Genomic DNA, 16,171 nt, shown 5'->3' with positions numbered 1-16,171 from the left:
ACCGCTCCGCCCGTTTCGGCCTTGGGAGCGACGATGCGCAGCGTCCGAAGCGTTTTTCAATCCCGGCTGCTGCTCAAGTATGCTCTGTCCTACATTCTCATGTTCCTGATTCCTTTGAGCGGCGTCACGTTTTTTGTTTACGACAACGCTGTCAAGAACCTTCGCTACGAGATCGAGCAGTCCAATCTCAACCAATTGAACCAGGTCCGGCTGACGATTGACGACCGGATGACGGAATTGCACGACATTTCCTTCAAGATCGCCTACGATGCGAGATTGACGCCGTATATGGTCCGTCATCCCTATTACAGCCGGGATGCGATTCTCGCTCTCTCCAGCTACAAAGCGAACAGTCAGATTCTGGAGGATCTGTTCCTCTACTACCGCGGCGATTCCGTCATTTATTCTTCCAACGGTCTCACGGACTTGAACGTCGTCTTCGACAAGCTGTACCGGTTTGAGAACTGGAAGCGGGAAGACGTGGTCCGCGATCTCAACGATGCGAAGCAGACGATGATCCGCCCGGCCGAAAATGTAAGCGTCTACTCCCGTACCGAGCCCATGCTCGCCCTGCTGGTGCCGATCAAGCCGAACGATCCCTATCCTTACGGAACGATGGTTTATCTGCTGAACGAGTCGAAGCTGACCGGCGTCATGAACACCATCCTGAGCGACTTTACCGGAAGCAGCTACATCTTCGACCAGAACGGCAGGGTGCTGACTTCCAGCAGCCATGGCGCGGCCCTGCCTCAAGAGGACCTTGACGTGCTGTCCTCCCTGTCCGCGGGCACGCATCGCCTCTCGCTGGATGGGGAACAGCAATCGGTCGTGTCGGTCCAGTCGCAGCTCAACGGTTGGACCTATGTGACGACCATGCCGAGCTACCAGTTTTTCAGCCGGGTCGCCCACATCCAGACGTTGATTGCGCTCGTCTTCGGCATTGCCGTCGCAGCCGGCATCATCGCCGCCATGGTACTGGCCAGACGCCAGTACCACCCGATCAAGGACCTGATGGAGTTCGCCAGGCAGATAAGCAACGGCCCAGAGCCCGCGAAAACGCGGAACGAGTGGGAATGGATCCGCCAGACGATTCACGATTACAGCGCCCGAATCGATATGCAGGAGCCTTTCGTCCGCAACCAGTGCATGCTTCTGCTGCTGAAACACGGGAAGCCCGACGATCCCGAGATTGAACGGATGATTGCGGAGACGGGCTTGGAGTTCCCGAACGGGGAAGGACTTTATTTCTCGGTGATCATCGCATGGGGGGATAGCCGGAAAGAAGAGAAATCGTGGCGGGAACGGCACCTGCTGCAGGAGATGCTCAGCTATTTCGAGCTCCCTGACATGGATGCTCGCGTGTACGGCGTCGAATTTTCCCACGAGGATCGGTTTGCGCTCATGGTCTCGCTTCCTGCCGGCGACCGCGACGCGATCCAAGAGCAGACGGTACGGCTGATCGACCTCATCCGGGTGATGGTGCTGGAGAATTCCCGGCTCGTTCCGACGATTGGCGTCGGTTCCGTCTACGACGATCTTGGCAGGTTGAACCAGTCCTTTATCGAGGCGGCCACCGCCCTGGAGCACCGGAACGTCGGCTCAAGCGGCAGCGTCACCTACTTCGATCACTTGGGCGAATTCGCATCTTCCGCATCCGGCAGCTTCTGGATTCCGAAGAAGTCGCTGCTGAAGCTGGAGCAGAGCTTGAAACAGGGCAACGAATCGGTTGCCGCGGAGATGATCGCGGACATTATGGCGACGATCCGGGACGAATCGCCGCAGGCCTATCTGCTGCGCTGTCTCCAGTTTGAACTGCTGAACACGCTGCTCCGCACCGCTTCGGAGCTCGGCATGAACGAAGCGTTCCGGCGTCTTCCCGGCCTGACCTCGTTCGAGACCGCGGAGGAGCTGGAAGCGAAGCTGATCACGCTCGCGTCCGGCATCTGCCGGCAGGTGGAACGGAATATCGAGACGGGACAGGCCTCCCTGATCGACGACATCGTGGCCTATGTCGATGAGCAGTTTACGGACTATACGATGAGCCTGGAGCACGTGGCCTTAAAGTATTCCATCTCTACCTCGTATCTGAGCCGCGCGTTCAAAGAGAAAACCGGCTCCAACTTCTCGCAGTACGTCTGGCGCTGCCGGAAGGAGAAAGCCATTCGCCTGCTCGTGAGCAGCAGCTCGCCCTTGCAGGAGATTGTCGAGCAGGTCGGCTACTTTGACGCGCCGAATTTCATCCGCAAGTTCAAGAAGGAAATCGGCTGCACCCCCGGACAATACCGCAAGCTTCATGCCTCCAACCAGACAGGGGCGTAGCCGGAAGCCTCGTCATGACAAAACAACCGCCCCTGCCGGGGCGGTTGTTTCGCATGGGGGGCGGGAGATCGCCTCTCTGACCGGATCATCTCCGTCAGAAGCGGCGGTTCCCTCCCTCCGTTATTGCGGCTCGTTCAGAATATGCTCCACGAGCTCGTCGAGCGGAACCGTCGCCAGCGCGATGGCGGTGTCGGTTACGCCGTAATAGATGTACAGAAGCCCGTCCTTGACCACGTTCCCCGTCGGGAAGATGACGTTCGGAATCTGATAGCCGAACTTCTCGTAATACGTCTCCGGCTCCATGATGAAATTTCTCGTCCGGGCAATGACCTTCTCCGGGTTGTCCAGGTCGAGCAGCATGGCGCCGACGCGGTAGACGACCTGATCGTCCACCCCGTGATACAGCACGAGCCAACCCTTGTCCGTCCGTACCGGCGGCGTCGAGCCCCCGATCTTGCGCGATTCCCATGCGGGGTTCTCCGCCTTGGCCAGCAGCTTCGGCTCTTCCCAATGAATCAGGTCCTGGGAATAGGTGATCCACATCGCCGCGCTGTCGGTGCCGTACGCCTCTCCGATATATTCCTCGGGTCTCCGAAGCAGCGCGAACTTGCCGTTGATCTTCTCCGGGAACAGGATGTTGTCGCGGTCGTTGATGTGTAGCGGCGTCGTGTCCGCCACGAACTCCCAGTCGATCAGATTCGTCGACTTCGCAATCGAGGAACGGGTCAGCCAGTGGCCCTCTTCCTTGCCCCAACCGTCCGGGTAATCGGGCAGCGAACGGCTTGGCACGCCCGCTCCCGTCGGATAGTAGTTCATGGCGCACGGACGCAGGGCGTAGTTCATATAAAAGGTACCGTCGATCTTGACGATCCGCGGGTCCTGGACGCTGCCGTAGGGAAAGCCAAGCATGTCCGGCGTCACGATCGGCTCGTCCTTGACATGGGTGAAGACGACGCCGTCGTCGCTTTCCAGCAGGCCCAGGAAGTTCTTGCAGGGCGTCAGCGAGCCCGCCGTTCGCTCGATCATATAGAACTTGCCGCCGTCGATAATGACGGCCGGATTGAAGACGGTCACTTTACGCCACTCGTACTCGCCCGGAACGACGATCGGATTGCTTGCGTGTCTGGTGATTTTCATCGGGTCTGTCTCCTCCTGCTCGCGCGCTTGCAGCGTGCTGCCAACCGATCAATCGGCCTTTGGCCGATCATAACGGTTGCAGCCGTTAGCTCTTTTTCCAGCGGTCGTAGGCCGTTTGATAGATTTCCGCCATGCGGTCGCCGCCCATTTTCTTGATCGTGCCCAGGTACTTGTCCCAGTTCGCCAGCGGCTCGTTGCCGGTAATGAACTTCGCTTCCATCTGACGCACGTACGTGTTCAGGTCGGCGCTCATCGTCGTGACCTCCGTTTGCTCCTCGGGGGTCAGGAACAGGGTCGGAAACGGAATTCGCGCCCCGTTGTCGGTCAGCTTGGTCTGCGTCTCGTTGGCGACCCACTCGTCGAATTCGCCGAGCAGCCCTTTCTGCGTCTCCGGCAAAGAGATGGTCGGCGCCGGGATGCCGTAGTTCGGCGTGATCGTCGCCCGGTACTCCTCGCGGTCTCCGCCGCCCGGAACCGGAAGATACTCTTTGGTCAGCGTAGCTTTGTCCGTATATTTCCAGAGCACGCCCTCCGGTCCCTTGTTGAACAGCACGGCGCCTTCGGAGGAGTAGATATAGTCCACCCAGCGCATCGAGGCTTCCGGGGCGGGGTTCGTCTTCGAGATGGCGAAGGCGCCCGGCGTGATGCCTTTGTTCTTGGCGATGGCCGGCTTGTCCGCTTTGTCGCTTTTCACGGGAAGGAACATCGGGTCGTCCATGCTCGGCTCGCCGCCCTTGGTCATATAGGCGTTCCAGTCCGAGAAGAGGGCCACCTGTTTATTCTGCGCTTTGGCCTTCTTCTGCTCGGCCGTCTGCGAGAAGCTCTCGTGATCCAGCAGGTCTTCGTTCCAGAGGCGGTTCATGAACGTCAGATAATCCTTGTAGCCTTCCTCCATCGGCGTGTAATGAACCTTGTCGTTGTCGTCGACATAGATTTCCTCTTCGTAGATGCCGAAGGCGCCGAGCAGCCAGGTGCGAATATCCCGCAGACTGTTGCCGTTGGAAGGCGAGGAGGAGAGCGGAATCTCGTCTTTCTTGCCGTTCCCGTTCGGATCTTCTTCCTTGACCCGCTTGAGGTACGTATACAGCTCCTCCGTCGTCTCCGGCAGCTTCGTGATGTGAAGCGCCTTCAGAAAATCGCCGTTATACCACATCGGGTTGCGGTACCAGGGTTGGTTGTTTTCGATGACCGGCAGCGCGTAGATGTGGCCGTCCGGCGCGGTGATCGACTTGCGAATATCGGGATTGTCTTCCAGAATCTTCTTGAAGTTCGGCGCGTAGTCGTCGATCAGCCCTTCGAGCGGAACCAGAATGCCCTGTCCCCCGTAGTTCATTTGCTCGGCGGTCGTCAATCCGGCCGCATAGAAGATATCCGGGTAGTTGCCCGAAGCGAAGATCAGGTTCTTCTTCGTCTCGAAGCTTTCCTTCGGCGCGTTCTGGAACTTCAGGTGAATGCCGGTCAGCTTCTCCATCTCTTGCAGCACCAGCATGTTGTCCCAGTTCTGAATACCGACGTCGGGAGCGGTCAGGGTCAGCGTGATCGGCTCCGAGACAATCGGGAATCCTTCCTTGGCCACCTTGTCCGCCGTGCCGGAGCCGGAGCCGTTCGTTCCCTTCGCATCGTCATTGCCCGATGAACCGCAGCCGCTCAGCAACGCCACGGCCATGGCGGCGGACAGAAGCAACGCCCCGCCCTTTTTGGTCTTGTTCATAGTGATCCTCCTTGTGTGTCTTCCTATAATAATCGAAGAAGAGAGAACAAGCTCTCTGATCTTCGGTTATTAACGCGTTCGCAGCCGCAGGGAGCGCCGCTCAACCTTTCACCGAACCGATCATGACCCCTTGAACGAAATAACGCTGCAGGAAAGGGTAGACGGCGATGACAGGCAGGGTGGAGATGATAATGACGGCATACTTGACGAGCGAGGCGATCTCCGCCTTCGAATTCATCGCTTTGGCGATGTCTCCGCTGATGGCGGCGCCGGTCGTCTCGGCCGACATCTCCTGAAGGACGAGAATTTGCCGAAGCACCATCTGCAGCGGATACTTGACCTCGTCGTTCAGATAGATCAAGGCGGGGAAGTAGCTGTTCCAGTGGGCGATGCCGTAGAATAGGGCCATGACCGCAATGATCGGCTTCGACAAGGGCAGAACGATGCCAAGGAACAAACGGAAGTTGTTGCAGCCGTCGATATAGGCCGCTTCCGTCAGCTCGCCCGGAATCGTGGAGCTGAAGAAGGTTCTCGCCACGATGATGTTGTACACCGAAGCCGCGACGGGCAAGATCAGCGCGCCCATCGTGTTGATCAGGTGCAGCTCTTTAACCACCAGATAGGTGGGAACCAGGCCGCCGCTGAAAAACATGGTGACGAGAAACATGCCCATCACGAACTTGCGGCCGGCCAGATCCCTTCGGCTCAGGGCATACGCCGCCGGCAGCGTCACGAGCAGGTTCAGCAGCGTTCCGACGAAGGTATACAGGATCGTATTCCCGTAGCCGCGCCAGATCTTCGGGTTCTCGAACACCAGCGAAAAGCCGTCGAAGGTGAGGCCCCTGGGATACAGCCACATTCGGCCCGAGCTGACTTCGACGGGATCGCTGATCGACGCGCTGATGATGTAGAGGAGGGGATACGCGACGACGATCAGCGCCACGGTGACGAACAGGTAGTTCAGGAACAGAAACAGCCGGTCGCTTTGGGACTCCTTAACTGCGGGTACCATGAAGCGCAACTCCTTTCCGTAATTCGTTTACCACAGACTGTTGTTCGAGGTGCGTTTGGCGATGAGATTGACCATGACGAGCATGAATGCATTGACCACCGAGTTAAACAAGCCGACGGCCGTCGAGAAGCTGTACTGGCCGTTGATCAACGCCGACCGGTAGACAAAGGTGGAGATTACGTCGGAAGACTCCTGGTTAAGCGGATTTTGCAGCAGCAGGATCTTCTCGTACCCCACGCCGAGAATATTCCCCATGTTCAGGATCAGCAGAATGACGATGGTCGGCGCGATGGCCGGCAGGTTGATGTGCCACATTCGCTTGAACCGGCTCGCTCCGTCCACAATGGCCGCTTCGTGCAGCTGTGGGTCCACGCCCGAGAGCGCCGCGAGATAAATGATGGCGCCCCAGCCCGTGCTCTGCCATACCTCGGACAGCACGTAAACGGTCTTGAACCAGCGCGGGTCGGTCAGGAACGCTGCCGGTTCCATGCCGAGAAGCTCGATGATCCGTACGATCATCCCGCTTGACGGGGACAGGAACGTGATGATCATTCCGCACATGACGACCATGGAAATAAAGTGCGGCGCGTAGGTGACGGTTTGGACCGTCTTCTTGAAGGCTCCGTTGCGCACCTCGTTGAAGGCCAGCGCCAGAATGATGGGAAGCGGGAATCCGATGGCCAGCGCATAGAAGCTGATGCTGAGCGTATTCCACAACAGATCCCAGAAGTAATAGGAATGGAAGAAACGTTCGAAATGATCGAATCCCACCCAGGGGCTTCCGAGAAATCCTTTGGAAGGAACATAATTTTTGAATGCGATTTGAATCCCGTACATCGGCCAGTAATAGAACACGAGAAAGTAGACAATCGCCGGTGCGAGAAAAACATACAGTTGCCAATTACGCAGCAGTTGGCGGCCGAACGACTTGCGGCCGAGCGGTCTGCTAGCGATCCGCGACTCTTCGATCATCTCTATTTGGTCCTCTCCCTTCGAACAATTTTGCAAACCCTTACAGGTGATTCTAGGGAGAGAGCCGGACACCGTAAATATGTAGGATCTGCATTGTCAGGCCGAAACCGCACGGTAAAGCGCCGAATATGTCGTCTTTGACCTCAGCGTTGCCGTGCAAAACCTACATATTGTCGTGATTTTGCCGCCGTGTAGACTTGTAGGGAATCATTCATACAGGAGGATTTGACGATGAAGCTGCCCGTTTCCATCATTCGCGCGCTGGAGGACGCCGACAAGCGGCTCGCGCACCGACCCGAGCTCCGCCAGCTGTTCCGCAACTGCTTCCCCAATACGCTGGAGACGACGACCAAGCTGCTGGAGGACGGCACCACCTTTGTTTTTACCGGCGACATTCCCGCGATGTGGCTGCGCGATTCCGTAGAGCAGGTGCGGCACTATCTCCCGTTTGCCAGAGAGGACGAGGATCTTCAGCGCATCATCGGTGGCCTGATCGCCCGGCAAATGATGTATATCAATCTCGATCCGTACACGAACGCCTTCAATGAGACGGCGAACGACAAGCATTACCGCGACACCGACGACTGCGACCTGAGCCCCTGGATGTGGGAACGCAAGTACGAGCTGGATTCGCTGTGCTTCCCCGTTCAGCTCCTCTACGAATATTGGAAGACGACCGGACGGACCGACCGGTTCGACACGGCCTGCTATCAGGCGCTGACGCGCATTGTCCAGGTGATTCAGACCGAACAGCGGCATGGGGAAAAGTCTCCGTACCGCTTCATCCGGCAGACGGACAAGGACACGGAGACGCTGTACAACGACGGCCGGGGGATGCCGGTCAACTATACCGGCATGAGCTGGTCCGGCTTCCGTTCGAGCGACGATGCCTGCGAATTCGGCTACAACATCCCGGCGAACATGTTCGCCGCGGTCATTCTGGGGCACATTCGCGAGATCGCCGCCGATATCTACGACGACGCCAGGCTTGCCGACCGGGCCGCGAAGCTGCGCAAGGAGATCGACTTCGGCATCCGGACCTACGGAATCGTCAGCCATCCGGTTTACGGCCGAATCTATGCCTACGAAACCGACGGCTTCGGCAACTATTCGCTGATGGACGACGCCGGAACGCCCGGTCTGATGTCCATCCCGTATCTCGGCTATGTGCCGGCGGACGATCCGATCTACCGGAATACGCGGCGGTTCGCGCTCAGCTTCGACAACCCGTTCTATTTCGAAGGCAAATTCGCCAAGGGCATCGGCAGCCCGCATACGCCGGGCGGCTACGTGTGGCACCTCGCTCTGTCCATGCAGGCACTGACGTCGACGGACGAGGAAGAAGTCAAGGCGCTCATCGAGACGCTCGTTCAAACCGACGCCGGCACCGGCTACATGCACGAAGGCTTCCATCCGGACGACCCGTCCGACTTCTCCCGTCCCTGGTTCGCCTGGTCCAACAGCCTGTTCGCGGCCTTGATCCTGAAGGCCATGGAGAAAGATTGGGTATAACAAGTAAAAACGGCTCCGCCGTGGTAAAACTTATACATTCTGTATGATCAAAAGAAAGCCCGCAACGGGAATCCCCGTGCGGGCCTTTCGGCTGGCTAAAATCGATTTGCGTCGCAATTGAATCCGAAGCGCCGAGCGGGATGTGGCGCCTCTCTCGATGAAGCGGATCGATCATTTTTGCGGCTTTCCGGTTATCGCCAAACGGGCAAACCGTGACTCTGTCTCCATAGCGCGACGGCTCCGAAAATAACGACGAACAGAATCAAAGCGATCGCGAAAGCGAAAATAAATCTTGCCGTGCTAACCGTTTGTTCGCGTCTCCATTTGTGATAAAAGCTCATGATCGCGATAAAACAGAGCATAAAGCTGACATCGGCCGGAAATCCGTCTCGGAACAGCTTCGGCCAAACTTGCAGTTTTAATTGCCCGGGGATCAGCGCTTGCAGGAGGAGATCGATGAACAACACCGCGATCATCCACTGCATCGTGATCATAGCCCCTTCATTTCTGGCAAAAATCACCCGTTCGTCCTCTATTGTTCGTTGTTTACTCATCCCCGGCATCTTCCTCCATCCAAAATAAATCATCCAGCTTCTTGTTAAGCACCTTGCTAAGCGCAAGGCATAGCTTAAGGGTCGGATTATATTTCCCCGACTCGATCAAGCTGATCGTTTGCCGGCTGACTCCGATTAAATCCGCCAATTCCTCTTGAGACAAATTCCCATGCTCGATCCTTGCGATTTTCACCCTATTTTTAATGACAAAATCCAACTGATCACCCCCGCAAAACAAATGTACAATATATATGACATTTTGTAAATTATATTTTTAATTCGTACATTATATTTTTCTTCTGACCGCTACCTCCCGCCTCATAGGTGGAAGCGTCGGAGGCGGTGTCGTCGGCGAAAGGGCTTATTCTCATCGGTCGCGATGAAGAAGATGGAGCCACAGTCGCACTTCCATCCGTTTCTTCGTCCCGACTTGTCATTTTACAGTCTGGAAGGGTTGTATACTTCAATAGACGCTTCTCATCGCCCCCTGCCATTTCCTCTCTTCCATCGGGAGTCCAAACCTAGTGATTGATGGCGATCCCTGTCAGATGATAGGATGGAAGCACTTCCAAATGGAAACGGAGACATTCTCTTGCGCAAAACGGTCAGTCTCGTCCTCGGCGTCGTCTGCGTCGTTCTATTATCCTTTACGCTCATCTCGGCGGACAAAGTGTTCCGAACGAGCTGGGAGCTGCCGAGCCCTCCGGTCGGGAAGCCGCCGCAGTATCGCCTCGTGCTCATTACCCAGGAGCAGGATACGCCTTTCTGGGTCAAGGTGGCGGCCGGCGCCAGAACAGCGGCGGCGCAGAACGGGGTCGCCATCGAAGTATGGGGCAGCTACGGCAAAGATCAGGAGGACTTTCTCAAAAAAATCGAAATCGCCATCGCCGCCAAAGTGGACGGCATCATCGCCCAGGGGCTGGACACCGAGGGCTTCAAGTATATGACGAAGATTCAGGCCGCTTCTTACGGCATTCCGATTATCACGGTCGGGAGCGACGTGCCGATGGTCGACAGCTTGCGCAGAACGTACGTCGGCTCGGATCAATTTCTGGCCGGGCAGATGATCGCGCGAGAGCTGGCGGCGGACATGGGCCAGTCGGGCACCGTCATTCTGCTGGGAGACGACAGCGAAGAGTATTACCAGCAGCAGCGGCTGGGCGGCATTCGCAACATTCTTGCGGCGTTTCCCCGGATCAAGACGGAATACGTCAAGACGCCCGTCGCCAGGGAGCGGATCATCGCCGCCACGCAGGATGCGATGAACCGGCTGCCCGACGTGAACGCCTTTGTCGCCGTCAACGCGAACATCGCCGACGCGATGGTTCAGGAGATCGGGCGCCGGTCCCGGGTCGAGCCCTTCCACATTTATTCGTTCGACGACAGTCCGGACACGCTCTCGCTGCTGAAGCAGGGGAAGCTGGACGGCATGATCGAACAGTCGCCCGAAGAGATGGGACGACTGAGCGTGGACTTGATGGTCCGGTGGCTGAATGGGGAGACGGTGCCGCTGAATAAGGACGGATACTTGACCGACATCCGCATGCTGAAGGCGGAGGACGTGCGATGAACACCATTCAGAAGAAAATATGGACGCTCGTCGCCGTCGTCTTGTTCATCATGGTCGCGATCTGGATCGCGCTCACGTATTACAACCAGAAAACCCAGGATCAATACAACGGCATTCTCCAGCGGTACCTTCGGATGAACGAAGTGACCAACGCCAGCCAGCAGACGATCGCTTCGCTCAACAACTACCTGCTCTCCCCGAACGAGATCAACCTCACGCAGCTGGATAGGAGCAAAAGACAGCTCCGGAGCGCACGCGTCGGCGTCCTCGACTTGCGGAACGGGGAGAACGATCTGACGGTTACCAGCTATATGAATCTCATCGACAGCCTGATCGAGACGACGGATCGCTCGGTGATGTTCCAGTCGGAGAAGGAGAGCGAGGATTCGACCAAGGCGTTCGCCGAGGCGACGCGCATCTCCAAGTACATATCCGAAATGACGCTCACGCTGCTCGACACGGAGCTGAAGACGTACGACCGGTTCTATCGCAACATCATCGAGCAGTCGACCGATCTCAAGAAGTTCGGGATCTGGATGCTGCTGTCGATCACGCTGCTGCTGCTTTTGTCGACGTATTGGTTCTCGCTCAGCATCACGCGGCCGGTGCTGAAGCTGACGCAAGCGGCAAGGGAGCTGTCGAGGGGCCGATTCGACCTGCAGGTCGAGGTGTCTTCGAACGACGAGATCGCTTTTCTCGCGAAAATGTTCGAGCGCATGCGCGTCAATATCAACAATCTCATCCTCGAAATCCAACAGAAGGCGCAGCTCGAGCACGAGCTCCAACAAAGCAAGCTGCTTCTCCAAGAGAGCCAGCTTCGCAGCCTGCAAAGCCAGATCAACCCGCACTTTCTGTTCAATACGCTCGACACGCTGTCCAAAAAAGCGTACCTCGAAGGCGCTGAGGAGACGAGCGACCTGCTGGCGAACGTCGCGGGCCTGCTGCGCTATAACCTGAAGCGGCTCGACCGGTCGGTCACGCTTTACGAGGAGGTCAAGGTGCTGCGGCAGTACATGGAGATCCAGCGAACGCGGTTTACCGACCGGCTGCGGTTCGAGACGGAGATCGACGAGACATGTCTCGGGGCGAAGATCCCCGGCCTGACCCTGCAGCCGATCATCGAGAACGCGGTCATCCACGCGGTGGAGCCCGAGGAGGACGGGGGCACCATCGTCTTCCGCATCCGGGACGAGGGGGAGCGGGTGGCGGTCGAGATCGCCGACGACGGACCGGGCATGCCGGAGCACAAGATCCGGCAAATTCTCGAGGAGCACGCGGTCGATACCGAAGGACATTCGACGGGCATCGGCTTCAGCAACGTCGTCCGCCGGCTCCGTCTCTTCTACGGACGCGAAGACGTGATCGACATCGGGAGCGGTGCCGAACGGGGCACGAAGGTGATCCTGCGACTACCGAAGACGAGGAGGTTAGAGCTTGAAGACGAAGCTGCTGATCGTAGATGACGAGCAGATCGAGCGGGAAGGCTTGGAGGCGATCTTGCTGAGAGGCTGCCCCGACCTCGTCATCGCGCAGGCGAAGAACGGGAAGATCGCGGTTCGGATGGCCGAGGAGTTCGCTCCCGATCTGGTCCTGATGGATGTGAAGATGCCGGGCATGAGCGGTCTCGAAGCGATCGAGCAAATCGGCAGGAATCATCCGGACATCAAGTTCGTGATGGTGACGGCTTACGATACGTTCGAGTATGCGCGCCAGGCGATCAAGCTCGGGGTCAAAGATTACTTGCTGAAACCGAGCAAAGCCAGCGAGATCGTGGCGACGGTCGGGAGAGTGCTGCGACAGATCGAGGAGGAGCGCAGCGCCCTCGAGGCGAGCGTGCAGCAGCGAGAGACGCTGCGGAAAGTGCTGCCGGTCGTCGAGACGGACATCGTCACCCAACTGCTGTTCGATCACGTGCACGAGGTGCATCTGGACGAATTGGTCGGACTGCTGGGCGTGAGCACGGAGAACGAGAAGTTCGCGATGACCGTCCTCGTGCCGCCGGGCTCGGAGAGCGCCTACGCCGCGATCAAGGAGAAGATCAGGCGCACGGGCAGCGGCTGGGTCGGCGCGCTCTACGGCCGTCAGATTCCGATCATCGCGTTCCGGGATCCGGCCCGTTCGCACCGCTCCCAGGGGGTCGCCATCGCCCGCGAGCTGCTGTCCGCCGCGAAGGCCGACGGCCGCACCGGTTGGTTCGTCGGCATCGGGAACGCCTGCGCGTCTCTCGCGCAGATCCGCCAATCCTATCAGGAAGCGCTGATCGCTTCCACGGATCCGGCCGTTCCGGTCAAGTATCGGTTCTACGCCGACACGCCCGTACTGGGGGTATCGCGCGACGGCCATCCGGCGAAGCATCTGGAGCGGCAATTCTTCGACCGGATTCGGCTCGGGCAGTGGGAGATGATCCGCGGCGACGTCATGGCGTTCTTAAGACGCTACGAGCACGAGGGCGTCGATCTGCTGCAGGGACAGCAGCGCGTGCTGGAGCTGCTCTGGATCGCTTCGCGGGTGCTGCTCGAGATGGGCGTCCTGCACGACTCGCCGCTATACTCCTTCCAGGCGCAGGATTACCGGCAACTGCGCGCCGAGTCGGGCCTGCTGCTGGACCGCATGCGGCAATCGTTCGCGGAGCATCAGGATCGGATTCAGCCCGATACGATCCAGCAGATCAAGCAATACATTATCGAGCACTCCCACGAGGATATCTCGCTCGACGCGATCGGCAAGCGGGTCGGTCTCAGTCCTTTCTATATCAGCAAGATGTTCAAGGAACAGCTCGGCGTCAACTATATCGACTTCCTGACCGAGTGCCGGATCGACAGGGCGAAGAAGCTCATGGGCGATCCCGAGCGGAGCATGAAAGAAATCACGTTCGAGGTCGGCTACCACGATCCGAACTACTTCAGCAAGGTGTTCAAAAAGCTGTGCGACGTCTCGCCGACGGAATACCGCAAGACGCTCCTCGGCAAAAGGGGATAATCGATCATGAAGGGGAAAAAGAAAGCGATCTCGATGCAGCGGGGCCTCAGGAGGGGCAGAGCGCTAGCGCTGACGTTGGCGCTGGCCCTGATCGGCTTGGCGTCGGCCTGCGACGGGGGCGGCGCGGCAAACGGGATCCCAGCCGCGCCGGCGCAGTCGGCCTCGCCCGGCGCAGCGCATGGCGGAGGCGCGCTGGCGAAGACCGGCAAGATCAAAGTCGGCTTCTCCATGGATACGCTGCTGGAGGAGCGCTGGCTGAAGGACCGCGATCTATTCAAGGCCGCCGTGGAAGCGCTCGGCGCCGAGGTGGTCATCATGGCGGCGAACGGCGACGACGCCAAGCAGATCTCCCAGGCCGAGACGATGATCAGCCAAGGCGTCGACATCCTCGTCATCGTGCCCCACAACGCCGAAGCGACCGCCGCGATCGTCAAGAAAGCCCACTCGTCCGGCATCAAGGTGATGGCCTATGATCGTCTGGTCAAAAATTCGGACGTCGATCTGTACGTCTCCTTCGACAACGAGAAGGTCGGCGAGCTGCAGGCAGAGGCGATCACGCGACTCGTGCCCAGAGGCAAGTATGTCTATATCGGAGGCGCCGATACGGACAACAACGCGCACCTGTTCAAACAGGGCGTGTTCAACGTCCTGCAGCCGCTGATCGACAGGGGCGACATCAAGATCGCGTACGACCAGTGGTCGAAGGATTGGACGCCTCGGAGCGCGCTGTCGAACATGCGGGACGCGCTGAGCGCGAATGGCGACCGGATCGACGCCCTCATCGCCGCGAACGACGCGACGGCGGGGGGCGCCGTCGAAGCGTTGAGCGAGCGGGGCCTCGCGGGCCGCATCCCGGTCGCCGGCCAGGACGCGGAGCTCGCGGCCGCCCAGCGGATCGTCGAAGGCACGCAGACGATGACCGTGTACAAGCCGATCAAACGCTTGGCCGACAAGGCGGCGGAGCTCGCGGTCAAGCTCGCCAAGGGCGAGAGCACGGGAGCCGACCGCAAAGTGAACAACGGCAAGATCGAGGTGCCGTCCGTCCTGCTCTCGCCGATCGCCGTCGACAAGATCAACATCGACGAGACGATCATCGCCGACGGCTTCCATGCGAGGGAGGATGTATACCGGAACGTGAAGCCGAAGTAACGGTCCAAGCCACGTTAAAAAAGTATAGGCAGTTATAAAAGAGTGCTATCGATAAGCGCTTTCATGCGGGCGATGCGGTGCTATAGTTGGTCTTGTCAGAAATCCAGACAGGACTGAAAGGGGCCGTATATCCATGAAAAGAGGCTTCAAATCGATCGTGCTCTTGCTCGTTATCGCGATGTTCGCGGCGCTCGTCGCCGCTTGCGGCAGCAAATCGGGCAGCGGTGGCAAGGTCAGCGTAGGCATCGTGCTGCCGACCAAAGACGAAGAGAGATGGCTGCAGGACGAGCAGCGCTTCAAGGATGCGCTCTCCAGCACCAAGTACTCGACGGAGATCCTGTTCAGCCAAGGCTCCTCCGCCAAGGAAAAGGAAAACGTCGAGACGCTGATCAACAAAGGCATTAAAGTCCTCATCATCTGTCCGTTCGACGGCGCTGCGGCTGGCCCTACTGTAGAAGCCGCCAAGAAGGAAGGCATCAAGGTCATCTCCTATGACCGTCTGATCACGAATACGGATGCGGTCGACTACTACGTCACGTTCGACAGCAAAACGGTAGGCGCCAAACAAGCGCAATACCTGGTCGATCACGCCAAAGGCTCCGGCCAGCCCCTCTACCTCTACGCGGGCGCCGCTACCGACAACAACGCGTTCATTTTCTTCGAGGGCGCGTGGGAAGTGCTGCAGCCGAAGATCGCGGACGGCACGTTTAAGATCGCCAACTCCAGCGAGGCTGCCGCGCTGAAGGATTCCAAGAGCCTCACGCGCGACCAGATCAGCAAGATCATCGGCCAGGTGACGACGAACTGGGACGCGAACGAAGCCAAGAACAAAGCCCAGACGCACCTGACCGCCGCCCCGGCCGACATGAAGGGCGACGTGGCCATCCTCGCGCCGAACGACGGCACCTCCCGATCGATCGCCGACGTATTCGCCTCCGACAAAGCGATTACCAGCTACGTCATTACCGGCCAAGACGCCGACAAAGCCTCCATCCAGTACATTATCGACGGCAAACAGTCGATGACGGTGTTCAAGGATGTCCGTACGCTCGTCAAAGACGCCATCGGCATGGCGGTCGATCTCCTCGACGGCAAGTCGCCCGCGACGACCGGCTCTTACAACAACGGCAAGATCGACGTCAAGGCGAAGCAAACCGACGTCATCGTCGTCGTCAAAGACAACGTCAAGAAGGAAATGGTCGATTCGGGCTATTACAAAGCGACCGACTTCACGGGACTGTAATCGCGAACACCCA

Annotated in this window: 13 protein-coding genes; 7 read left to right on the top strand and 6 right to left on the bottom strand. The window is 58.4% G+C overall.

Annotated elements, in window-relative coordinates; translation table 11 throughout:
• Positions 1-33: 33 nt before the first annotated feature.
• Positions 34-2,319, top strand: a complete 2,286-nt coding sequence (locus tag H7C19_RS23960; protein ID WP_185671597.1) for a helix-turn-helix domain-containing protein — start codon at positions 34-36, stop codon at positions 2,317-2,319.
• A 120-nt stretch (positions 2,320-2,439) separates the two neighbouring features.
• Here H7C19_RS23960 and H7C19_RS23955 read toward each other — a convergent pair whose 3' ends face one another.
• The 4 genes from H7C19_RS23955 to H7C19_RS23940 form a co-directional block, all read right to left on the bottom strand.
• Positions 2,440-3,456 (bottom strand): glycoside hydrolase family 130 protein, encoded by a 1,017-nt coding sequence (locus H7C19_RS23955; RefSeq protein ID WP_185671596.1) that lies wholly within the window; start codon positions 3,454-3,456, stop codon positions 2,440-2,442.
• 85 nt (positions 3,457-3,541) lie between these two features.
• Positions 3,542-5,167 (bottom strand): extracellular solute-binding protein, encoded by a 1,626-nt coding sequence (locus tag H7C19_RS23950; RefSeq protein ID WP_185671595.1) that lies wholly within the window; start codon positions 5,165-5,167, stop codon positions 3,542-3,544.
• 100 nt (positions 5,168-5,267) lie between these two features.
• On the bottom strand, positions 5,268-6,179 hold the full coding sequence (locus tag H7C19_RS23945; RefSeq protein WP_185671594.1) for a carbohydrate ABC transporter permease: 912 nt from the start codon (positions 6,177-6,179) through the stop codon (positions 5,268-5,270).
• A 27-nt stretch (positions 6,180-6,206) separates the two neighbouring features.
• A complete protein-coding gene (locus H7C19_RS23940; RefSeq protein WP_185671593.1) occupies positions 6,207-7,151 on the bottom strand; it encodes an ABC transporter permease in 945 nt (314 codons plus the stop codon).
• A 231-nt stretch (positions 7,152-7,382) separates the two neighbouring features.
• Here H7C19_RS23940 and H7C19_RS23935 point away from each other — a divergent pair, with 231 nt between their 5' ends.
• On the top strand, positions 7,383-8,663 hold the full coding sequence (locus H7C19_RS23935) for a glycoside hydrolase family 125 protein (RefSeq protein WP_185671592.1): 1,281 nt from the start codon (positions 7,383-7,385) through the stop codon (positions 8,661-8,663).
• A 191-nt stretch (positions 8,664-8,854) separates the two neighbouring features.
• Here H7C19_RS23935 and H7C19_RS23930 read toward each other — a convergent pair whose 3' ends face one another.
• Together H7C19_RS23930 and H7C19_RS23925 are read right to left on the bottom strand one after the other, a co-directional pair.
• Positions 8,855-9,217 (bottom strand): hypothetical protein, encoded by a 363-nt coding sequence (locus H7C19_RS23930; RefSeq protein WP_221469443.1) that lies wholly within the window; start codon positions 9,215-9,217, stop codon positions 8,855-8,857.
• Positions 9,210-9,422 (bottom strand): helix-turn-helix transcriptional regulator, encoded by a 213-nt coding sequence (locus H7C19_RS23925; protein WP_185671690.1) that lies wholly within the window; start codon positions 9,420-9,422, stop codon positions 9,210-9,212. The genes H7C19_RS23930 and H7C19_RS23925 overlap by 8 nt, the downstream gene beginning before the upstream one ends.
• A 387-nt stretch (positions 9,423-9,809) precedes the next feature.
• On the opposite strand from H7C19_RS23925, the gene H7C19_RS23920 reads away from it, so the two are divergent.
• From H7C19_RS23920 to H7C19_RS23900, 5 genes are all read left to right on the top strand, one after another.
• Positions 9,810-10,787, top strand: coding sequence for a sugar ABC transporter substrate-binding protein (locus tag H7C19_RS23920; RefSeq protein ID WP_185671590.1), 978 nt, complete (start codon positions 9,810-9,812; stop codon positions 10,785-10,787).
• Positions 10,784-12,250, top strand: a complete 1,467-nt coding sequence (locus tag H7C19_RS23915) for a sensor histidine kinase (protein ID WP_185671589.1) — start codon at positions 10,784-10,786, stop codon at positions 12,248-12,250. The genes H7C19_RS23920 and H7C19_RS23915 overlap by 4 nt, the downstream gene beginning before the upstream one ends.
• Positions 12,222-13,766: a response regulator gene (locus H7C19_RS23910; protein ID WP_185671588.1), complete on the top strand. Its 1,545-nt coding sequence runs from the start codon at positions 12,222-12,224 to the stop codon at positions 13,764-13,766. The genes H7C19_RS23915 and H7C19_RS23910 overlap by 29 nt, the downstream gene beginning before the upstream one ends.
• Before the next feature lie 6 nt (positions 13,767-13,772).
• A complete protein-coding gene (xylF, locus tag H7C19_RS23905; protein WP_376775403.1) occupies positions 13,773-14,915 on the top strand; it encodes a D-xylose ABC transporter substrate-binding protein in 1,143 nt (380 codons plus the stop codon).
• Positions 14,916-15,048: 133 nt separating this feature from the next.
• Positions 15,049-16,158, top strand: coding sequence for a sugar ABC transporter substrate-binding protein (locus H7C19_RS23900; RefSeq protein ID WP_185671587.1), 1,110 nt, complete (start codon positions 15,049-15,051; stop codon positions 16,156-16,158).
• Positions 16,159-16,171 lie beyond the last annotated feature (13 nt).

The sequence above is a fragment of the Cohnella nanjingensis genome, from assembly GCF_014212125.1.
GTDB lineage: Bacteria > Bacillota > Bacilli > Paenibacillales > Paenibacillaceae > Cohnella > Cohnella nanjingensis.
This window is presented reverse-complemented; position numbering and strand designations above follow the sequence as displayed.